General features: G+C 73.2%; 19 protein-coding genes and 2 pseudogenes. 12 read left to right on the top strand and 9 right to left on the bottom strand.

Features of this window, described 5'->3' with window-relative positions; all coding sequences use genetic code 11:
• Positions 1-28: 28 nt before the first annotated feature.
• Complete coding sequence (gene mfd / locus MRBLMG1_RS22165) at positions 29-3,559, top strand: transcription-repair coupling factor (protein ID WP_367825840.1); 3,531 nt, start codon at positions 29-31, stop codon at positions 3,557-3,559.
• A 52-nt stretch (positions 3,560-3,611) separates the two neighbouring features.
• Here mfd and MRBLMG1_RS22160 read toward each other — a convergent pair whose 3' ends face one another.
• Positions 3,612-4,892: an SGNH/GDSL hydrolase family protein gene (locus tag MRBLMG1_RS22160; RefSeq protein ID WP_367825839.1), complete on the bottom strand. Its 1,281-nt coding sequence runs from the start codon at positions 4,890-4,892 to the stop codon at positions 3,612-3,614.
• Positions 4,893-5,002: 110 nt separating this feature from the next.
• Entirely contained in the window at positions 5,003-5,566 is a 564-nt protein-coding gene (locus MRBLMG1_RS22155) for a TetR/AcrR family transcriptional regulator (RefSeq protein ID WP_367825838.1), read from the bottom strand.
• A gap of 72 nt (positions 5,567-5,638) precedes the next feature.
• Here MRBLMG1_RS22155 and MRBLMG1_RS22150 point away from each other — a divergent pair, with 72 nt between their 5' ends.
• From MRBLMG1_RS22150 to MRBLMG1_RS22140, 3 genes are all read left to right on the top strand, one after another.
• On the top strand, positions 5,639-6,535 hold the full coding sequence (locus tag MRBLMG1_RS22150) for an SCO6745 family protein (protein ID WP_367825837.1): 897 nt from the start codon (positions 5,639-5,641) through the stop codon (positions 6,533-6,535).
• Between the two features lie 66 nt (positions 6,536-6,601).
• Positions 6,602-7,306, top strand: coding sequence for an HNH endonuclease family protein (locus MRBLMG1_RS22145; RefSeq protein ID WP_367825836.1), 705 nt, complete (start codon positions 6,602-6,604; stop codon positions 7,304-7,306).
• An 84-nt stretch (positions 7,307-7,390) separates the two neighbouring features.
• Positions 7,391-8,134, top strand: coding sequence for an N-acetyltransferase (locus tag MRBLMG1_RS22140; RefSeq protein WP_367825835.1), 744 nt, complete (start codon positions 7,391-7,393; stop codon positions 8,132-8,134).
• 123 nt (positions 8,135-8,257) lie between these two features.
• Here the strand turns inward: MRBLMG1_RS22140 and MRBLMG1_RS22135 are convergent, their stop codons facing one another.
• Complete coding sequence (locus MRBLMG1_RS22135) at positions 8,258-9,037, bottom strand: hypothetical protein (RefSeq protein ID WP_367825834.1); 780 nt, start codon at positions 9,035-9,037, stop codon at positions 8,258-8,260.
• 200 nt (positions 9,038-9,237) lie between these two features.
• Positions 9,238-10,062, bottom strand: coding sequence for a DUF4190 domain-containing protein (locus tag MRBLMG1_RS22130; RefSeq protein WP_367825833.1), 825 nt, complete (start codon positions 10,060-10,062; stop codon positions 9,238-9,240).
• Positions 10,063-10,336: 274 nt separating this feature from the next.
• On the opposite strand from MRBLMG1_RS22130, the gene MRBLMG1_RS22125 reads away from it, so the two are divergent.
• The 7 genes from MRBLMG1_RS22125 to MRBLMG1_RS22095 all read left to right on the top strand — a co-directional run bounded on the left by MRBLMG1_RS22125 (position 10,337) and on the right by MRBLMG1_RS22095 (position 17,332).
• Positions 10,337-12,388: an N-6 DNA methylase gene (locus tag MRBLMG1_RS22125; protein WP_367825850.1), complete on the top strand. Its 2,052-nt coding sequence runs from the start codon at positions 10,337-10,339 to the stop codon at positions 12,386-12,388.
• A gap of 123 nt (positions 12,389-12,511) precedes the next feature.
• A complete protein-coding gene (locus MRBLMG1_RS22120; RefSeq protein WP_367825832.1) occupies positions 12,512-13,096 on the top strand; it encodes a hypothetical protein in 585 nt (194 codons plus the stop codon).
• Entirely contained in the window at positions 13,093-14,694 is a 1,602-nt protein-coding gene (locus MRBLMG1_RS22115; RefSeq protein WP_367825831.1) for a protein kinase domain-containing protein, read from the top strand. The genes MRBLMG1_RS22120 and MRBLMG1_RS22115 overlap by 4 nt, the downstream gene beginning before the upstream one ends.
• A gap of 132 nt (positions 14,695-14,826) precedes the next feature.
• Complete coding sequence (locus MRBLMG1_RS22110; RefSeq protein ID WP_367825830.1) at positions 14,827-15,216, top strand: LppU/SCO3897 family protein; 390 nt, start codon at positions 14,827-14,829, stop codon at positions 15,214-15,216.
• Between the two features lie 372 nt (positions 15,217-15,588).
• Positions 15,589-16,587: a helix-turn-helix domain-containing protein gene (locus MRBLMG1_RS22105; protein WP_367825829.1), complete on the top strand. Its 999-nt coding sequence runs from the start codon at positions 15,589-15,591 to the stop codon at positions 16,585-16,587.
• A gap of 41 nt (positions 16,588-16,628) precedes the next feature.
• Positions 16,629-16,919 carry a CopG family transcriptional regulator gene (locus tag MRBLMG1_RS22100; protein ID WP_362562198.1) on the top strand — a complete coding sequence of 97 codons (291 nt, stop codon included), beginning with the start codon at positions 16,629-16,631 and terminating at the stop codon, positions 16,917-16,919.
• Entirely contained in the window at positions 16,916-17,332 is a 417-nt protein-coding gene (locus MRBLMG1_RS22095) for a type II toxin-antitoxin system VapC family toxin (RefSeq protein WP_367825828.1), read from the top strand. The genes MRBLMG1_RS22100 and MRBLMG1_RS22095 overlap by 4 nt, the downstream gene beginning before the upstream one ends.
• A gap of 16 nt (positions 17,333-17,348) precedes the next feature.
• Here the strand turns inward: MRBLMG1_RS22095 and MRBLMG1_RS22090 are convergent.
• Together MRBLMG1_RS22090 and MRBLMG1_RS22085 are read right to left on the bottom strand one after the other, a co-directional pair.
• Positions 17,349-17,456, bottom strand: a pseudogene (locus tag MRBLMG1_RS22090) (DUF397 domain-containing protein); the annotation flags it as partial.
• 43 nt (positions 17,457-17,499) lie between these two features.
• Positions 17,500-18,051, bottom strand: a pseudogene (locus MRBLMG1_RS22085) (Scr1 family TA system antitoxin-like transcriptional regulator); the annotation flags it as partial.
• Positions 18,052-18,196: 145 nt separating this feature from the next.
• On the opposite strand from MRBLMG1_RS22085, the gene MRBLMG1_RS22080 reads away from it, so the two are divergent.
• Complete coding sequence (locus tag MRBLMG1_RS22080) at positions 18,197-18,571, top strand: hypothetical protein (protein WP_367825827.1); 375 nt, start codon at positions 18,197-18,199, stop codon at positions 18,569-18,571.
• 162 nt (positions 18,572-18,733) lie between these two features.
• Here the strand turns inward: MRBLMG1_RS22080 and MRBLMG1_RS22075 are convergent, their stop codons facing one another.
• From MRBLMG1_RS22075 to MRBLMG1_RS22065, 3 genes are all read right to left on the bottom strand, one after another.
• Entirely contained in the window at positions 18,734-19,342 is a 609-nt protein-coding gene (locus MRBLMG1_RS22075; RefSeq protein ID WP_367825826.1) for a GNAT family N-acetyltransferase, read from the bottom strand.
• 68 nt (positions 19,343-19,410) lie between these two features.
• The gene (locus MRBLMG1_RS22070) at positions 19,411-19,989 is read right to left on the bottom strand and encodes an HAAS signaling domain-containing protein (RefSeq protein ID WP_367825825.1); all 579 of its coding nucleotides are present in this window, start codon (positions 19,987-19,989) and stop codon (positions 19,411-19,413) included.
• On the bottom strand, positions 19,986-20,357 hold the full coding sequence (locus MRBLMG1_RS22065; protein ID WP_367825824.1) for a PadR family transcriptional regulator: 372 nt from the start codon (positions 20,355-20,357) through the stop codon (positions 19,986-19,988). Before MRBLMG1_RS22065 ends, MRBLMG1_RS22070 begins: the two co-directional genes overlap by 4 nt.
• Positions 20,358-20,373 lie beyond the last annotated feature (16 nt).

Here is a 20,373-nt window from a genome sequence, read left to right as displayed (position 1 = left end):
TCCGGCACCCCTCGGGATGGACACCTTCATGAGCCTGCACGGTCTGCTCGATGTCGTCGTCAAGGACGCGGCTCTCGCCGAGGCGGTGAAGGCCGCCGCCGACGGGAACCGTCCGCATGTGGACCTGGTCGGTCCGGCCGCCGCGCGGCCGTTCGCGCTGGCCGCGCTGGCCCGCGACTCGGGGCGGCCGGTGCTCGCGGTGACCGCGACCGGCCGGGAGGCCGAGGACCTGGCGGCCGCGCTGCGGTCGCTGCTCGACCCGGACACGGTCGTCGAGTACCCGTCGTGGGAGACGCTGCCGCACGAGCGGCTCTCGCCGCGCTCGGACACCGTCGGCCGCCGCCTGGCCGTACTGCGCCGCCTCGCGCACCCCCGGGACGACGACCCGGCGGCCGGACCGGTCAGCGTGGTCGTCGCGCCGATCCGCTCCGTGCTCCAGCCGCAGGTCAAGGGCCTGGGGGACCTGGAGCCCGTGGCGCTGCGCAGCGGCCGGACGGCGGATCTGAACGAGATCGTCGAGGGCCTGGCGGCGGCCGCGTACTCCCGGGTGGAGCTGGTCGAGAAGCGCGGCGAGTTCGCCGTGCGCGGCGGCATCCTGGACGTCTTCCCGCCGACCGAGGAGCATCCGCTCCGGATCGAGTTCTGGGGCGACGAAGTCGAGGAGATCCGCTACTTCAAGGTCGCCGACCAGCGGTCCCTGGAGGTCGCCGAGCACGGGCTGTGGGCGCCGCCCTGCCGCGAGCTGCTGCTGACCGACGACGTGCGGGCCCGGGCCCGCGAGCTGGCCGAGGCGCACCCGGAGCTCGCGGAGCTGCTGGACAAGATCGCGGAGGGCATCGCGGTCGAGGGCATGGAGTCCCTCGCACCGGTCCTCGTCGACGACATGGAGCTGCTGCTCGACGTGCTGCCGAAGGGCGCCATGGCGGTGGTCTGCGACCCCGAGCGGGTGCGGACCCGGGCGGCGGACCTGGTGGCGACGTCGCAGGAGTTCCTGCAGGCGTCCTGGGCGGCGACCGCCGGCGGAGGCGAGGCGCCGATCGACGTGGACGCGGCGTCCCTGTGGGGGATCGCGGACGTGCGGGACCGGGCGCGGGAGCTGGGCATCGCCTGGTGGTCGGTGTCGCCGTTCGCCGCGGACGAGGTCGTGTCGGGCGACACCCTGACGCTCGGCATGCACGCCCCGGAGTCGTACCGCGGCGACACCGCACGCGCGCTCGCCGACACCAAGGGCTGGCTGGCCGACGGCTGGCGCACGGTCTACGTGACGGAGGCGCACGGCCCCGCGTCCCGCACGGTCGAGGTCCTCGGCGGCGAGGGCATCGCCGCCCGTCTGGACGCCGACCTGGCGGAGATCTCGCCGTCCGTCGTGCACGTGTCGACCGGCTCCATCGACTACGGCTTCGTCGACCCGGCCCTCAAGCTCGCCGTCCTCACCGAGACCGACCTGTCCGGCCAGAAGGCGGCTGGCAAGGACGGCCAGCGGATGCCGGCCAAGCGCCGCAAGACGATCGACCCGCTGACCCTGGAGGTCGGCGACTACATCGTGCACGAGCAGCACGGCGTGGGCCGGTACGTGGAGATGGTCCAGCGGACGGTGCAGGGCGCCACCCGCGAGTACCTCCTCGTCGAGTACGCGCCCGCGAAGCGCGGCCAGCCCGGCGACCGGCTCTACATCCCGACGGACCAGCTGGAGCAGGTCACCAAGTACGTGGGCGGCGAGGCGCCGACCCTGCACCGGCTCGGCGGCGCGGACTGGACGAAGACGAAGCAGCGCGCGAAGAAGGCCGTCAAGGAGATCGCGGCCGACCTGATCAAGCTGTACTCGGCCCGGATGGCGGCCCCCGGCCACGCCTTCGGCGGGGACACGCCGTGGCAGCGGGAGCTGGAGGACGCCTTCCCGTACGCGGAGACGCCCGACCAGCTGTCGACCATCGCCGAGGTGAAGGAGGACATGGAGAAGACGGTCCCGATGGACCGTCTGATCTGCGGCGACGTCGGCTACGGCAAGACGGAGATCGCGGTGCGGGCGGCGTTCAAGGCCGTCCAGGACGGCAAGCAGGTCGCGGTCCTCGTCCCGACGACCCTGCTCGTGCAGCAGCACTTCGGCACGTTCAGCGAGCGGTACTCCCAGTTCCCGGTGAAGGTGCGGGCGCTGTCCCGCTTCCAGAGCGACACCGAGTCGAAGGCGACCCTGGAGGGGCTGCGGGAGGGGTCGGTCGACGTCGTCATCGGCACCCACCGCCTGTTCTCGTCGGAGACGAAGTTCAAGGACCTGGGTCTGGTCATCGTCGACGAGGAGCAGCGCTTCGGCGTCGAGCACAAGGAGCAGCTGAAGAAGCTCCGCGCCAACGTCGACGTGCTGACCATGTCGGCCACCCCCATCCCCCGCACGCTGGAGATGGCGGTCACCGGCATCCGCGAGATGTCGACGATCACCACCCCGCCGGAGGAGCGGCATCCGGTCCTCACCTTCGTCGGCCCGTACGAGGAGAAGCAGATCGGCGCGGCCGTGCGCCGTGAACTCCTGCGCGAGGGCCAGGTCTTCTACATCCACAACCGGGTCGACTCGATCGACCGGGCGGCGGCCCGGCTCCGGGAGATCGTGCCCGAGGCGCGGATCGCGACCGCGCACGGCCAGATGTCGGAGTCGGCGCTCGAACAGGTCGTGGTGGACTTCTGGGAGAAGAAGTTCGACGTGCTCGTGTCCACGACGATCGTGGAGTCCGGCATCGACATCTCCAACGCCAACACCCTGATCGTGGAGCGCGGCGACAACTTCGGCCTGTCGCAGCTGCACCAGCTGCGCGGCCGCGTCGGCCGTGGCCGCGAGCGAGGGTACGCGTACTTCCTCTACCCGCCGGAGAAGCCGCTGACCGAGACCGCGCACGAGCGGCTCGCGACGATCGCCCAGCACACCGAGATGGGCGCCGGCATGTACGTGGCCATGAAGGACCTGGAGATCCGCGGCGCGGGCAACCTCCTCGGCGGCGAGCAGTCCGGCCACATCGCGGGCGTCGGCTTCGACCTGTACGTCCGGATGGTCGGCGAGGCGGTCGCGGACTACCGGGCGCAGATGGAGGGCGGGGTGGAGGAGGAGGCCCCCCTGGAGGTCAAGATCGAGCTGCCGGTGGACGCCCACATGCCGCACGACTACGCCCCCGGGGAGCGGCTGCGCCTCCAGGCCTACCGCTCCATCGCCTCCGCCAACTCGGAGGAGGACATCAGGGCCGTGCGGGAGGAGCTCACCGACCGCTACGGCAAGCTGCCGGAGCCCGTCGAGAACCTGCTCCTGGTGGCGGGCCTGCGGATGCTGGCCCGTTCCTGCGGTGTCGGCGAGATCGTCCTCCAGGGCTCCAACATCCGTTTCGCGCCGGTGGAGTTGCGCGAGTCGCAGGAGCTGCGCCTCAAGCGCCTCCACCCGCGTACGGTCATCAAGCCGGCCGTCCGCCAGATCCTCGTCCCGCGTCCGACGGCGGGCAAGATCGGCGGCAAGCCGGTGGTCGGCCGTGAACTGCTGGCGTGGACCGGGGAGTTCCTGACGACGATCCTCGACTCGTGACGGTGTCGCCCCGGCCGGCCCCGGGATCGGGGCGGCCGGGGCGACGGTGCGGTCAGAGCTCGTCGAGGTCGAGGGCGCGGGCCAGGGCGGCGTAGCCGGCGTCGCTCGGGTGGAGGTGGTCGCCGGCGTCGTAGGCGGGGAGGATGCGGTCCGGGTGGGCCGGGTCGGCGACGGCGCGGTCGAAGTCGACGACGGCGTCGTAGGCGGCGGAGGTGCGGACCCACTCGTTGAAGGCGGTCCGCTTGGCTTCGTTCTCCGGGCTGTCGTAGAAGGAGCCCTCGATCGGGGTGAGGGTCGCGCCGATGACCTTGAGGCCCTTGGCGTGGGCCTCGCGGACGAGGGTGAGGTGGCCGGCGATCAGCCGGTCGACGGAGACCTCGGGGGTGGGGTCCGGGAAGGCGGGGCCGCTGCCGCCGATGTCGTTGATGCCTTCGAGGAGGATGACGGTCCGGACGCCGGGTTCGGTGAGGACGTCCTTGCGGAAGCGGGTGAGGGCCTTCTCGCCGGCCCAGGTGGTGTCGTTGACGACCTGGTTGCCGCCGATGCCGTGGTTGAGGACGGCGCGGGGCCTGCCGGCGGCGGCGAGGCGTTCGGCGAGCTCGTCGGGGTAGCGGTCGTTCGCGTTCGCCGTGGAGCCGACGCCGTCGGTGATCGAGTCGCCGAAGGCGACGATGCCGTTCCTCCGTCCGGCCTCCCGGCCGCCGGAGACCTCGACGCCGGAGAGGTAGTACCAGGAGTCGGTGCTCTCGCCGAAGGCGGTGCCGGACACGTCGGCGCGGTGGTCGCCGTTCGCGCGGTAGCTGGTGGCCGTGGCGAACTGGTGGAAGGTGGCGGGGCCGGTCTCGCCCGCCAGGTAGAGGGTCACGGTCAGCGACTCGAAGGCCTCGACGGGGAGGTGCGCGGCGTCGCTGCGGAGGGTGCCGCCGGCCGGGATGGTCACGGACGTCCGGCCGCCGAAGAGCAGCCGGCGTACGGAGCCGGGCTCGACCGCGCCGCCGTCGGCGGTACGGGCGACGGTGGCGCCGGTGATCCGCAGCGGGGTGGTGCCGTAGCGGTTGGTCAGCTCGATCCGGTTCCGGGTGCCGCTCGCGGTGACGCGTACGACCTGGCGGACCGTCTGGTCGGCGAAGCCCTGCCGCGACCAGTTGGGGCTGAAGGACTCGGCCGCCGACTGCGGGGAGGCGGCCCAGGCGCCGCGCCACCCGCCGTCCGTGTGACGGTCGGCGGTCGTGCCCGTGGTGGCCGTGGCCGTCGCGGTGGTCGGCAGGAGGGTCAGGGTGGTCGCGGCGAGCAGGGCGGCGGCGGAGCGCCGGACGGTCGTGCGGGTGCTCATCTGGTGTTTCCCCCGTGGAGTTCGATCGCTGGCGCCGGTGGGCGCACATAGGTTCCAAGCCTTGATCGGCTCCGTCTATTCCCTTGCGCCCCAAGGGAGTTGAGGGAGCATCAAGCTCCCGGAGGGCCGAACATCGAGCCGGTCAGGGAGCGGAACACCTCTCCCGGGTCCCGGTCGCCGACGGGGTCGTCCAGGTTGCGGGTGAGGAGCAGGGTCGCGAAGCCGTGGGCGAGCGACCAGGCGGCGATACCGGCGGTGCGGGGGTCGGGGACGTTCCCCAGGTCGGTGACGCCCGCGCGGAGTTCGGCGGAGGCGCGGTCCTTGGCGGCGAGGAGGTCGGGGTCGTCGGCGCGCAGCAGCTCGGGCTGGAACATGACGGTGAAGTGGGCGGGGTGGTCGACGGCGAACCGTACGTACCGCACGCCGCGTTCGCTCAGTTCGGGCGCGTCGGCGAGGGCGTCCGCGAGCAGCCCGTACCCCTGGGCGGCGATGGCGGTGAGGAGTCCGGTGCGGTCCTTGAAGTGGTGGGCGGGGGCGGCGTGGGAGACCCCGGCGCGGCGGGCGAGGTCGCGCAGGCTCAGGGCTCCGGGGCCCTCGGCGGCGATGACGTCGAGGGCGGCGCCGAGGACGGCCTGTCGCAGGTCGCCGTGGTGGTAGCTGTTCCGGCTCGTCATGGCAGCAGCGTAGCCCGTATCTAGGCATTGACAAGTTGAGGGCGCCGGAGCAATCTAGTCAGTGACAAGACGATGGAGCGAGGGAACGAGGAAGCCGTGGAACCCGGACGCGTACGCCAGATGTGGCACCTGCTCGAACCCCTGCACGCCCTGCTCTACTACGCCCCCGAGGCCTTCGACGAGGCCGCCGCCCTCGGCTACGACACCGCCGAGCGCTGGCCCTCCTACTTCGCCTGGCGGGCCGCGCCCCTCGGCACCGCGGGCCCGCTCCCGGTGACCTCCGCCTTCTACAGCTTCAGCCCCGGGATGGTCGCCCGTTACGTCCCCGCCGTCTGGGAGACCGCCGCCCCGGCCAAGGTCCTCGCCGCCCGGCTGCGGGCCGTCGACCGCACCTACCGGGCCGTCCTCGGCGACGACGCCGTCGCGGGCCCCGAACTCGCCGAGGCCGCCGCGCTCGCCCGCCGCGCCGCGGAGGCCGTCCGGCCGCTCGGCCTGGCCGGACGCCCGCTCGCCGCCGCCAACGCCGGACTGCCCTGGCCCGACGCCCCGCACCTCGTCCTCTGGCAGGCCGCGACGGTCCTGCGCGAGCACCGCGGCGACGGGCACCTCGCCGCCCTCCTCGCCGCCGGACTCGACCCGGTCGAGGCGCTCGTCTCCTTCGCCGCCGTCGGCGCCGCCCCGGAGCCCGTCTTCGAGAGCCGCGGCTGGTCCGCCGCCGACTGGTCGGCCGTCCGCGCCCGCCTGACCGCCCGCGGCCTCCTCGACCCGGCCGGCGCCGTCACCGAGGCGGGCCGCGCCCTCCGCGCCGACGTCGAGCACCGTACGGACGTCCTGGCCGCCGCCCCCTGGACCGCCCTCGGCCCCGAGTCCACCGCCCGGCTCGCCAACCTCCTCGGCGGCCCCTGGCTCGCCGCGATCGGCTCCGGCCTGCTCCCCTCCGAGAACACTTTGGGCATCGGCAAGATCTGAGCGGCCGACAGGGCACCCCTCGGTACGTTCTGAGCCGCCGACAGGACACCCCCTTAGGATTCCGGGGTGTTCACACAACGGACGTATCGAACGAATCGAAGGCCCCTGGCCGCCACGGTGCTCGCCGCCGCCGCGCTCGTCGCCACCGCATGCTCGCCCGGTACCGGCACCCCCGGGCCGGGCGACGGCTCGGGCGGCAAGCCCGCGGCACGCGGTACGGCCCTGGCGGCCGTGGACACCCTCACGGTCAAGGGCCGCGCCCCGAAGGCCGGTTACGAGCGGGAGAAGTTCGGCCGCTCCTGGGTGGACGTCGACGGCAACGGCTGCGGCACCCGCGACGACATACTCAAGCGCGACCTGACCGGCGTCCGCTTCACGGACGGCCGCTGCAAGGTCGCGTCCGGCACCCTGGCCGACGACCCGTACACGGGCGCCGACGTGCCCTATGTCCGGGGCCGCAGCAAGGTCGACATCGACCACGTCGTCGCGCTCTCCGACGCCTGGCAGAAGGGTGCGCAGAAGTGGGACGGGGAGACCCGGCGCCGCTTCGCCAACGACCCGCTCAACCTCCTCGCCGTCGACGCGTCCGCCAACCGCCGCAAGTCCGACGGCGACGCGGCGACCTGGCTGCCGCCGAACAAGGCCTTCCGCTGCACCTACGTGGCCCGGCAGGTCGCGGTGAAGAAGAAGTACGGGGTGTGGGTGACGACGGGTGAGCGGGACGCGATGAAGAGGGTCCTCGGCGGCTGCCCGCAGCAGAAACTCCCGTAGCGCGGGGCCCTGTCGGGAAATCCGCCATGAAAACAGACGGGAAAGTCGGTTGGTGTAGCGGGCAGTGATCCCTATCCTGCCCGCATGGACATCAACATATCGACCCTCGCCGCCCGACCCGAACTCGAAGGGGCGATGTGGTCCATGAAGGACCTCTGGCCCGAGTTCATGATGTACGACCCGGTCGGGTGGGCCAACATGGGCCGGATCGTCCGGGAGTTCCCGGAGTACGTGCTCGTCGCCACCGACGCGGAGGGCGCGGTCGTCGCCCGTGGCTTCAGCGTGCCCTTCCGGCTCGACGCGGAGGGCCGCCGCGAGCTGCCCGCCCGGGGCTGGGACGAGGTCCTCAACTGGGCCTTCTCCGACCTGCGGCACGGCAGGGAGGCGGACACCGTGAGCGCGATCGAGATCACCGTCGACCTCGCCCACCTCGGCAAGGGCCTGTCGCACCGGATGCTCGCGGCCATGCGGGAGAACGTCGGCCGGCTCGGCTTCGCCGAACTGGTCGCCCCGGTCCGCCCCAACGGCAAGCACCTGGAGGCCGGGACCTCCATCCACGAGTACGCCTTCCGCACCCGTGAGGACGGCCTGCCGCACGACCCGTGGCTCCGCGTCCACGTGCGCGCGGGCGGCGCGATCGTGGCGGTGGCCGCGGCCTCGATGACCGTCTCCGGCTCCGTCGAGCAGTGGCGCGACTGGACCGGCCTCCCCTTCGACACGGACGGTCCGGTCGAGGTCGCGGGCGCCCTGGTGCCGGTCCACTGCCAGGTCACGCGCGGCTACGCGGTCTACGTCGAGCCCAACGTCTGGGTCCGTCACCGCATCTGACGTCCGGGCGCACGGGCGGGCACGGGCGCGCGTCCGTGTCCGTGCCCCGGTGGGGACACGCGCACGCGGGGTGGGGCCGCTCCCCTGCGGCGGCCCCACCCCGCGTACGCGTGTCCGTGCGGCTCAGTCGGTGACGACGACGTCCTTCGGCGCGGGGACCTTCGCGACGACCGGCTTCCCGTAGTGGGAGAAGGCGATCGTCCCGGGCTCCTCGCCGCCCTTCGTGACGATCTTCAGGATGTACGGCGTGCCCTCCGTGGCCACGTAGACCGTGCTCGACTCGCCGGCGTCGCCCGGCTCCGTCAGCGCCAGCGCCTTGTGCCCGTCGACGGTGGTCTCCCCGCCCCTGCTGATGCCGGTCGCGCCCTCCTCGAAGGCGGAGAGCAGCGACTCCAGGTCGCAGAGCGCCGTCATGTCCTTGGAGTCGGGGTCGGACACGGGCGTCTTCACCCAGCGGCCCTTGAGCTCCTTGAGCGTGGCCTCCTGCACCTCCGGGCTCTCGTCCTCGACCTGTGCGCGCAGGAAGCCCTCGTCGAAGCGCAGGTACACGTCCTTGTCGTCGGCCTTGACCAGCTCGGCCGTGTTGACCGTGTCGAAGGTCAGCGTGCCCGCGCACTTCCCCTCGGCGTCCAGGGACAGGTAGCCCTTCGTCGGCTCGTCGGCGGACTTCAGGTCGACGGTCAGGGTCAGCGACTTCGCCGTCCTCGTCGCGGCGAACGCCTTTTCGGCGATCTGCGACCCCGTCAGCTCCGCGAAGGGACCCGCCGGCTTGCCCTTCGCCTCGTCCGCGAACGGGCCGCAGGCGGCGGCGCCGGCCGCGACGGCGGCGCACAGGAGCGTGGTGGCGGCGATGCGGGTCGTCCGGGTGGCGGGGTGGATCCGGGGGCGGGTGAGGGCGCGCATGAAGTGTCTCCGAGAGGGGTCGTACGGGCGGTGGGGGCCCCTGAGGGCCCCCGGTCCTGGCGTGCTCGGTGGTGCTGGGTGGTGCTCGGTGGGGCGCGGTGGTGGTGGGTGGTGCTGGGCGGTGCTCGGTAGGGCTCGGTGGAGCCCGGTGGTGCCGGGGGTGGTTCGGCGGTGCCGGAGTGGCGCCCGGTGGTGCCGGGTCAGCCGATCTTCAGCTCCCACTGCGAGGCGTCGTAGGTGAAGCCGGGGTTGACCTCGACCGTGAGGTTCTTGGCGGCCTTGGGGGCGTCGAAGGCGACGGTGATCGTGGCCTTCTTGCCGGGCATGATCGTGCCTTCGAAGCCCGCGCCGACCTTGTCGTCGAAGATCTGCTCGGAGGCGACGCCGTCGTTGCCCGCGGTGGCGCTCAGGGACACGAGGGCGGTGTCGAACTTCTCCTTGCCGCCGTTCTCGATGACGACGGTGACCTGGTAGGCCGTGTTGCCCTTGGTGTGGCCGATCGCGTACTCGCCCGGGGTGTACGGCTTCGGGTCCGAGACCGTGACCTTGACGTCGTCGTCGTAGACCGAGGTGTCGCCGTCGGCGAGACCCGCGCCCTTGTCCTTCTTGCCGGCGTCGCCGGCGGGGGCCTTGGAGGCGGAGTCGGCCGGGGCCTTGCCCTTCGGGCTCGCGCTCGGGTCCTTCGGGGCCGCGTCCTTGACCGCCTTGTCGAGCTCGTCGACCGCGTCGCTGACGGCCGTGAACGTGATGACCGCGCCGACGACCGAGAGGACCAGGGCCGCGAGGCCCAGGATCGCGCCGGTGAGGGCCACTCCCTTGTTGTTCGCCTCGCGGCGCTTCACGCGGCCCCTGGCGACGAGGCCCAGGATCAGGGCGATCAGGCCGAGGATGCCGGCCAGCCAGAAGAAGAGCGGGATGAGGCCGGAGAGCGTGCCGATGATGCCGAGGATCAGGGCCGCGGTGCCGAGCCCGTTGCGCATGACCTGCGGGGCGGCGGCAGGCGGGACCTGGGTGTCGTACGACATGGGTGTGTCCTCCCGGACGGTGAAGATGTCTGGCGCGATGGGTCAATCACAGCAGAGCCTGTGAACCGAGTCAACACGGTTCACGAAAAACGGATCGACTCACACTGTGAAGTGGTGCGGCGGGCGTTCGTCAGTAGGATTGGTGTCACACGAGGAAGAGCAGGACGAGCAAGCGGGCGAAACAGGGGAGATGGGTCACGTGCCGGAGCGCGCAGCGGACGTAGGCGGCGGAGACAGCGGGGACGCGGGCACCGAAGAGGTGAGCGGGGCCGAGGTGACCGCCGCCGGGATCGCCCGGCTCGCGGGGGTCGGCCGGGCCGCCGTCAGCAACTGGCGCCGCCGCCACGCCGACTTCCCCAAGCCCGTCGGCGGCACCGAGGCCAGCCCCTCCTTCGCCCTCGTCGAGGTCGAGCAGTGGCTCCGCGACCAGGGAAAACTGGCCGAGGTCCCACTCCGAGAGCGGGTCTGGCAGCAGGTCGCCGGCCATCCGGCGGGCGCCGTCACCGCCCTCGTCCACGCGGGCTGCGCCCTCCTCCTCGTACGGGAGCGGTCCGCGGCCTGGCCCGCGCTGGCCGAGCTGCCCGACGAGCGGCTCGTCGAGGTGCTGCCCGTCGCCCTGGAGGAGACGCTCGGCGAGCGCCTCGGCCACGGGCGGCCCGTCCTCACCCCCACCAGCACCGCGCTCGCCGCCTCCGTCCCCCTCCTGCGCGGGGCGGCCGAGCTGGCGGCCGAGACCGGGGTCCGCGCGGCGTTCGAGTTCCTGCTCGGCCGTCACCTCGACGCCAACCCGCGGCAGTACACCCTGACCCCGCCCGGCCCCGCCGCCCTCATGGCGGCGCTCGCCACCGGCGCGGACGACGACGCCCCGCTCACCGTCCTCGACCCCGCTTCCGGCACCGGCAGCCTGCTCACCGCGGTCGAGCGGCCCGGCGCGTTCTGCGGCCAGGACGCCGACCCCGACCTCGCCGCGCTCACCGCCCTGCGCCTGGCGCTCGCCACCGACGCCGACATCCGCGTCCGGTCCGGCGACAGCCTGCGCGCCGACGCCTTCCCGTCGCTCGCCGCGGACGCCGTCCTCTGCCACCCGCCGTTCAACGAACGCAACTGGGGCCACGACGAACTGGCCTACGACCCGCGCTGGGAGTACGGCTTCCCGGCCCGCACCGAGTCCGAACTCGCCTGGGTCCAGCACGCCCTGGCCCGCCTCCGCCCCGGCGGCACCGCCGTCCTCCTCATGCCGCCCGCCGCCGCCTCCCGCCGCTCGGGCCGCCGGATCCGCGCCGACCTGCTGCGCCGGGGCGCCCTGCGCGCGGTCGTCGCCCTCCCGGCCGGCGCCGCGCCGCCGTACGGCATCCCGCTGCACCTCTGGGTGCTGCGCCGGCCCGTCCCCGGCGAGCGGCCCCCCGCCGAACTCCTCCTCGTCGACACCGCCTCCGAGCACGCGGGCCCGGCGCGGGACGCCCGCGACCGGATCGACTGGCCGAGCGTCCACACCGCCGTACTCGACGCGTGGACGCCCTTCGACCGGGACGGCGGCGTCGCGGCGACGCCGGGCGTGAGCCGCTCCCTCCCCGTCGTCGAGCTCCTCGACGACGACGTCGACCTCGCCCCCGCCCGCCGGCTGCCGCCCCCGGCCGCCGCCGAGGGCGCGGCCCAGCTGGCCGGGGTGCGCGAGAGCCTGACGGAGACCCTGCGCCGGACCTGTGAGCTGACCCCGCCGCCCGTGACCGACCCGGCCGACGCCGGTACCGGACCGGTCGGCCGCCCCACCACCACCGTCGGCGAACTGGCCAGGGCCGGAGCCCTGGTCCTGCGCGCGGGCGGCACGGGCACGACCCCCGCCGCGTCCCCGATCGCCGTCCTCACCGACCACGACGTGCTGGCCGCCCAGCCGCCGTCGGGCACGCTGCCCGACGGCCCGCCCGAGGAGCCGGTGCTGCTCGCCGCCGGCGACGTCGTCGTCCCCGTCCTGGGCGGCGGCGCGGCCGTCCGGGTCGTCGACGCCTCGGCGGAGGGCGCGGCGCTCGGCCGCAACCTCCAGCTCCTGCGCCCCGACCCGGCCGCGCTCGACCCCTGGTTCCTGGCCGGCTTCCTCCGTGCCACCGCCAACAACCGGCAGGCCAGCAGCTACGCCTCCACCGCGACCCGGCTCGACGTCCGCCGCCTCCAGCTGCCGCGGCTGCCCCTGGCCGAACAGCGCGGGTTCGGGGCGCGGTTCCGGGCCCTCGCCGAGTTCGAGGAGGCGCTGCGGCAGACGTCCCGGCTCGGGGACCAGCTCGTGCAGGGGCTTTACGACGGCCTGGCGGACGGCACGGTCGCGCCCTGACCCCGCCCCGGGGGCCGCTTCCCGCTCACTTCGACAACGGTTCCGGGTATCCCGGAACCGTTGTCCGCGTCGGTGTATACGCTCGTCTCCGCACCCCGATCCGTCCGAGCAGGAGCAGCCGAGATGTACGGCCACCCGCAGGCCCCGAAGTCGCCGCAGAGCCCCGCCTCCGGCGGCCTGATCGCGCTGCGCGTGCTCTTCGCCGCGCTCCCGCTGCTCAGCTGCGGATTCCTCGCCTGGGCCCCGCTGCTGCGGCTCGCGATCGTGACCCGCAGGACACTGGACTGGGTGCTGTTCGGCCTGGCGTTCCTGGCGGGCGGCGCCCTCTTCGCGTACGCCGCGGCGACCGGTGAGGAGGAGGGCAGCACCCTGGAGGCGTTCGTCGGGATCGGCACGATCACGGTCCTCGCCGCCGGTTCGGTCACGTACTACCTGGTCGCGGAGATCCGCCACTTCGAGCGCCGCCGTGTCGCCCTGGAGCAGGCTCCCCCGCCGTACCGGCCGCTCGGCCACGGCTACGGCGCCGACGGCGCGGCCGTCACGGTGCCGAGTCCGCTCGGTCCCCCCAACCCGTACACCAGCACGCCGCCTCCGGAGCCGCCGGTCAAGCCGCCCGTCGCTCCCCGGATCGAGCAGGTCCGCGCCGAGCTCGACGAGCTGAGCGACCTGCTCCGCAAGAACGCTCCGGAAGGTGAAGACCGCAGGTGAACGGGCGTGTCATCGGCGGGCGTTACGAGCTCGCCACCGTCATCGGGCAGGGCGGGATGGGGCAGGTCTGGACGGCGTACGACGGGCGGCTCGACCGCCGCGTCGCGGTGAAACTGCTCCGGCCGGCGACGATGACCGGCCCCGCCACGGCGGCCGAGGAGCTGCGGCGCCGCTTCGTCCGGGAGTGCCGGGTGACCGCGCACGTCGACCACCCCGGTCTGGTGACCGTGCACGACGCGGGCAGCGACGGCGACGACCTCTACCTCGTGATGCAGTACGTGGAGGGCGCCGACCTCGCCGACCACCTCGCCGAGCACGACCCGTACCCGTGGGAGTGGGCCGTCTGCGTCGCCGCGCAGTTGTGCGCGGTGCTCGCCGCCGTGCACGCGGTGCCGATCGTGCACCGCGACCTCAAGCCGCGGAACGTGATGATCCGCCCGGACGGTTCCCTCACCGTCCTCGACCTCGGCGTCGCCTCCGTCCTCGACACGGACACCACCCGTCTCACCCAGACCGGTTCGCAGATCGGCAGCCCGGCCTACATGGCGCCTGAGCAGGCCATGGGCGGTGCGGTCGGCCCGTCCACCGACCTGTACGCACTCGGTGTCCTGCTCCACGAACTCCTCAGCGGTGACGTGCCGTTCGCCGGCTCCACCGCGCTCGGCGTCCTCCACCGCCACCTGTACGAGCCGCCCGTGCCCGTCCGCCGGATCCGGCCCGACGTCCCCGAGGCCCTCGAAGCGCTCGTCCTCCACCTCCTCGCCAAGGACCCGCAGGCCCGTCCGTCCGGCGCCCACGAGGTCTACGAGCACCTGCTCCCCCTCCTGCCCGCGCGCGGCGCCCCCACGGGACCCATGGACCCCACCCGTCCCTTCCTCCGCCCGCACGCCCCCTGGCCGGCCCGCCCCACCGCCGTGTCGGCGCCCGTGCCCGTGCCCGTACCGCCGCCCCTGCCGCCGCATGCCGCACCCGCGGCCCCCCGGAACGACCCCCGCACCGACCTCCGGAGCGACCCCCGGGTCCCGCTCGGCGCCGCCGCACCGCGCGTCGACCTCGCCGGTGCGGTGGACGAGGTCAAGCGGCTCCTCGGCGAGGGCTCGCTCACCCAGGCCGTGGACCTCCTCGGCGGCATCCTGCCCACGGCCGCGGCCGAGCACGGGGAGCGCTCGCCGGTCGTCCACATCCTGCGCAAGCAGTACGCCTCCACGCTGATGGACGACGGCCAGTACCGCCGCGCGCTCCCGGAGCTCCGTAGGCTCGCGGAGGACCGCGACGCGGAGGCGGGGCCCGCGGACCCGGGGACCCTCCAGTTCCGTCACGACGCCGCCCTCTGCCTGGAGCAGTTGGGCGAGACGGCCGCCGCGCTCACGGAGTTCCGGGCCGTCCTCCCGTACTACGAGCACGACCCCGCCCGCGCCTTCGACATCCGCCGCCGCATCGGGCTGCTCCTCCTGGCGACCGGCGAGCACACGGCCGGCCAGGACCAGCTCCAGCGGCTCCTGTTCGACGCCGAGCGCGCCTACGGCCCCTATCACCCGCTTCCGGTCGACTTGCGCAGGGCGCTCGACCACCAGCGGCAGCTTGGGCCCCGCCCCTGAAGGGTTTCTGACGCGCCGCCAGGATCACGACTCCACAACTGATCCAGTAGTGGATCTTCCCGATCCTTTTTGCCGGTTTTGGCGCATGTAACGTTCGCGTCTGATCATGTCCGCGTCCCCAAGGAATCCCTCATGACGACGCCCTCCGCGCCTCTCACCCCCGAGCAGCAGCCCGCCGCTCCCGCCCCCGTGAAGAAGGGTGGTGCCGCCCTCAAGAAGGTCGGCGGCGTCGTCGTCGCGATCGTCGTCGCCCTCGCCGTCAAGTTCGGCCTCCCCTTCCTCACGGGTGACACCCCGGTCCACGCCAAGGCCGGCGAGTGCGTCGTCGTCACCGGCTCGGACAACGACCCCAAGGTCGACAGCGCGGACTGCTCCTCCGGCAAGGCCGACCTCTTCAAGGTCGTCAAGGTCTACGACGACACCTTCGACGTCAACAAGTGCGCCGAGGACAGTGAGCAGGCCCTCGCCCAGCAGTGGGACGCCGACAAGTTCGTCCTCTGCCTCAACGCGGTCAAGAAGTAATCCCCGCACCCCCGAAAGGGCCGGAACCCACGGGTTCCGGCCCTTTCGTGCGTCCCGGACCGGACCGCGTCCCGCCGTGTCGCGCGGCCCCGCGACGCGGCGGCTCCCGACGTCCTTTTAAGTACCCGGGGAAAGTACCCACCCCACCCCCACCTGCTCTGACTGGCCATGCCGGGGGGTGTCACCCACACGAGCGAACCATCCCAACTGGGCTGGATTTCGGGGTGGTTGCTTGGCATATGCTCGCGGCGACCTGAACTCGGAAACAGTTCGGCCCTCGCCCGGGACTCGGAATCCCGGGGAGGGCCTGACCAACAAGGAAGCAGCAACTTCCCTATGGGTATCCAGCACCCTAGCGCGACCGTGCCCGCCATGGGCGTCATCCACGCCAACGTCCCCCACACGAGCGGCTTCGTGGTCGTCGGCAACCACCTCGCGCAGCACGAGCACCTCTCGCTCACCGCGATCGGTCTCGCCGCCCACATCCAGTCGCTGCCCGCCGGCACTCCGATCGGCATCAAAACGCTCGCCGGCCGCTTCCCCGAGGGTGAGATCCGCATCGCCTCCGCCCTGCGCGAGCTGGAGGCGTACGGCTACCTCCGCCGCCTCCGCGAGCGCCTGCCGAGCGGTCGGATCGTGACGCGGACGTTCTCGTGCAACAACCCAGGGGCGGGCGGGGACTCGGGGGAGGAGCTCGATCGGGGAAACCGCCCTGCCCCGCAGGCGGCGCAGGGCGAGGCCCGGCACGGGGCGCAGGGGTCGGTCCCGGGCACCACGGGGCAGGGCCCGATCCCGTACTTCGCACAGGGCTCGGCGCCGTCCTCGGCCCAGAGCCCGGCGGCCCACGCCCCTGCCGCCACCACCGCCACCACCGCCCCTGCTCCCCCCTCCGTCCCGGACGCGGCCGAGGCCCCGCCCGCGCAGCACGTACGCCGCGATGCGGAGCTGCTTCCGGAAGGTGCGGCCACCGAGCTGCTGCTCGACCTGCGGCGCCATGACGAGCGCCTGCTGCTGTCGGCGCGGGACGTGCGGCACCTGGCCCCCGGCATCGACGCGTGGTTCGCGCGGGGCGCGACGCCGGACGCCGTCCGCCGCACGCTCCTCGCCGCGCTCCCCGACACCCTCAAGCACCCGGCGGGACCCCTCTCCCACCGCCTCGCCAACCTGCTCCCGCCGCCCCTCCCCACACCGGCCCCGGCGCAGGGGCAGCGCCCGATCCAGCTCTGCGTCACCTGCGAGAACGTCGCCTTCCGCGCCTGGGAACCGGGCCAGTGCCCCGACTGTCGCGCGGACGCGGCGGCGGCCAGGGAGGCGGGGGCGGGGTGGCTCGCCGCGAACGTGTCTACCGGCGCCACGGCCGTCGCCGCGTGAGGCCCGGGATGCGTGCGGCCGATCCGGGTATGCTGGCATACGTGAAGCGGACGACGATCAAGATCGACGAATCGCTGGACGCCCGGATGCGCCACGAGGCCGCCCGGCGCGGCATGACGGTCTCGGAGTGGACGCGCGAGGCCATCGCCGCCCACCTGCCCGGTGACGAGCGGGGCGACGCGCCCGTCCGGCGCAGGTTCCACTCCACAGGGTCCGGTTCCAGCGGGCGCAGTGACATCGCGGAGCGCATGGAGGAACTGCTGGCCGGTCTGGCCGACGGGCGCGACCTCATCGCGGAGGAGGAGACGCACGACGTGCGGCGCAGCGCATGACCGCTCTGATCGTCGACGCGGGACCGCTCTACGCCCTGCACGACAGGAGCGACGCGTGGCACCACCGGTGCGTACGCCTCCTGGAGACCCACCCAGGCCCGCTCGTCGTCCCTACCCTCGTCATCGCCGAAGTCGCCCACCTCCTCGGCCGACGGCTCGGAGCCCGCTCCGAACTCCTCCTCGCCCAGGACTTCGCCGAAGGCCTCTTCACCGTCGAATCCGTCCACCCGGGCGACTGGCTGAGGATCGCCGAACTGACGGCCCGGTACGCGAGCTTCCCGCTCGGCCTCGTCGACGCGTCCGTCATCGCCTGCGCCGAGCGGCTCGGTGTGCACGAGGTGGCGACCGTCGACCGCCGCCACTTCGGTGCCGTACGCCCGGCACACACCGAGGCCTTCACCCTGCTGCCCTGACTGCTGAACCGGTGCCTCAGGCGCCGAGCCGCCCGCCCTTGACTCCGGCGACGAAGGAGGACCATGCGGCGGGCCCGAAGACGAGCGCGGGGCCGGCGGGGGTCTTGCTGTCGCGGACGGGGACGACGGGGAGGTGGTCGGCGACCTCGGCGCACTGGCCGCCGTCCCAGCTGCTCCTGCCACTGTGCTCGCACCGGCAGCGGGGTGCGGAGCACCGTCTCCGAGAGGATCGTGCGGAACACGGGAGCGTGCTCCCCTTCCAGCAGGGCTCGTCGTCCTGAGCGCGCCTCGACCTGCCGGGTCAACTCGTCGCCCTCGAAGCCGCCGCTCCAACTCATCAGCGTGCGCGCGTAGTCGACGGTCTGGAGCAGGCCTGGCAGCAAGTAGGGCGCGAAGTGCCACAGGCTGATCGCCTCTGCCTCCAGCGTCATGTACCTCCGGTACCGCTCCTTGAACTGGGTCGGATCCCCCATCGCCAGCTCCCACAGCGCCAGCAGCGTCGTCGCCGTCCCGTAGTACCGGTCCAGCGCCTGGACCACCTCGGGTCCGCCGACCGTCTCGCCCTTCTCCATCTTCGAGAACAGCGACCAGTCCCACCCCAGCGCCTCGCCGAGCTTCCGGAGGCTGAGGCCCCGGTCGGTGCGGAGGAGCTTCAGTTCCTCGGCGAACCTCTTCCTGGGCTCCTGGCTGCGGCCCGTCACCACGCGTCTCGTCGGCATCGCGCGTACTCCCTTGTGGAAGATGTGGAACTACCCGCGCGACCTGGGGAAGTACGGTCCGCCACCGCTCCGGGTTCCGTGTGTCCCGGTCCATTCTCGTAGTGCCGGGATCACAGAGGGTAGTCCACGGAGAGGGGCGGAATTAATGGAACGAGGGGCCTGGGTCTACGACCAAGTGGCGGGTGTGGTCGGTGAGTTCAAGGGGGATGCGGGGCCCTATGTGATGCTGCGGCCGGTCGGGGGCGGCCGTGAGTGGCAGGCGGACCCGGCCGACGTGCGGCCGGCCACGCCGGCCGAGCGGCTGAGCGCCGGGGTGCGCGCCGCCAACGGCAGGGCTCGCGCCGGTTGCTCGCCGCAGCCCGCGCCGGACCTGAGCCGTCCGCCGGAGCCGGTGGAGCACTGTGTGGCGTGTGCGCTGCTGGTACGGGAACGGGCCGAGACCCGGCGCCGGTTCGACCACAGTGCGGTGACGGATGCGGACGTGCTGCTGAGGCGGCACTTGTGGCAGGACCACCGCTGACAACGACTCGCGTGAACTCGACGTGCCGGCCGACGCACACCTGGCCCTCGTTCACGTCCGTCGCCGCAACGGTGACGGTTACGAGGAGGAGCGGGTCCAGTGGCTGGCCGAGCGGTTCGGCCACGGGGTCATCGGCGCCCGCCGCAGCGCGTGTGAAGGACGTCAGGCCGACCTCGGGTCGCGCTTCATGGACCACAGGACGGGGCCGCCGCCGGGCAGGGCGAACTCGTCGCGGACGGTGAAGCCGAAGTGCTCGTAGACCGGGAGGTTGTCGGGCTTGGACGACTCCAGGTACACGGGCATCCCGGCCGCGTCGGCCTTGGCGAGGCCGGAGCGGAGGAGGGCGGCGCCGTGGCCCTGGCCGCGGGCGGCGGGGTCGGCGCCGATGACGGCGAGGTACCAGTGGGGTTCGGTGGGCCCGTGTTCCGCGGCGGCCATGACGGCCTCGCGGAAGACGGGCGCGCGGTCGCCGAGTATCGCCACGAGCTCCTGGATGGTCTCCGCGTCGGGGACGGCCCTGTCCGCGCCTTCGGGCGAGACCCAGAACGCGGCGGCGGACTCGGTGCGCTCGCAGACGCCGTGGAGGCCGTACTGCCGGGTGAAGAGGGTGGTGAAGTAGCGGCAGAGGTCCGTCTCAAGGGTGGCGGCGTCGGGGAAGAACCACTGCATCATCGGGTCGTCGCCGAAGGCGGAGGCCAGGGTGCGGCCGACCATGCGAGCGTCGTCGATCGTGGCCGTCTTCGGTGTGTTCGCTAGGGGCATACGGGTCATTCTGTACCCGTGATGATCTTGGTCGGAGTGGGGGTGCCCCCCCGCGCCCCCCCGTGCTCCGGGCCCGGTCAGGCGGCCTCGGGCCGGGTACGGAGGAGACGCGCGGCCGCCGTGGCCGGGAGGGCGATGCTCACGGCGAGGAGGACGAGCAGTTCCGTCGGCCCGACGCGGGCGGCCAGGAAGAGGGCGCCGGCGGTGACGACGACCGGGGTCGCGAGGGCGAGGCAGGTCGCGAGGGTCTTGGTCCGCTGGTCCCAGGCGGCGGACGTCCACAGCAGGACGAGGCCCACGACGAGCGCGGCCAGGCCGGCGAAGGCGGTGACGAGGGTGGCGACGCCGCTGACGCCGAGCAGGACGGCGGTGGTGACGGTCCGCGACCGGGGCTGCGGCTCGGCGGCGGGGGCCGGGGGCGCCGCGGCGGTCTCGGGCTCCTCCGCGCGGGCGGCGGCCACGATGGCGGAGGGGGCGCCGAGCCGTTCGAGGGCGGCGCGGACGGTGGCCGGGTCCTGCTCGTCGCCGACGGCCACGTCGAGGTGCTCGCGGAGGTCGGCGAGGAGTTCCGCGCGGCGGCCGGCGGGGAGGAACGACGCCTCGCGCTCGATCGTGGCGAGGTAGTCGGTGACGAGGGGGTGTTCGGTGCCGGTCATGCGGTGCCTCCGTGGGGTGCGGTCAGGAAGTGGTCGACGCCGTCGCGGAAGCGCGGCCAGCTCTCGGTGAACTCGGTGAGCGCGGTCCTGCCCGGAGCGGTGAGGGTGTAGTAGCGGCGGGCGGGGCCGGTGGCCGACTCGCGAAGCTCGGTGTCGACGAGTCCGTCGCGGCGGAGCCGGGACAGCAGGGGGTAGATCGTGCCCTGGCTGGTGGTCATGACGCTGACGGCGGCCAGTTCGTCGAGGATCTCGACGCCGTAGCGCGGGCCGTCGCGCAGCAGGGCGAGGACGCAGTACTCCAGTACGCCCTTGCGCAGCTGACTGGCGACCTTTCCGGTCGCCTCCGATCTTGCTTCGCCAGGAACCATGTAATGCAAGATACCC

It is taken from the genome of Streptomyces sp. LMG1-1-1.1, from assembly GCF_040815545.1.
Lineage (GTDB): Bacteria > Actinomycetota > Actinomycetes > Streptomycetales > Streptomycetaceae > Streptomyces.
Note: the sequence above shows the minus strand (reverse complement) of the source record. Positions and strands in the feature narration are given on the sequence as shown.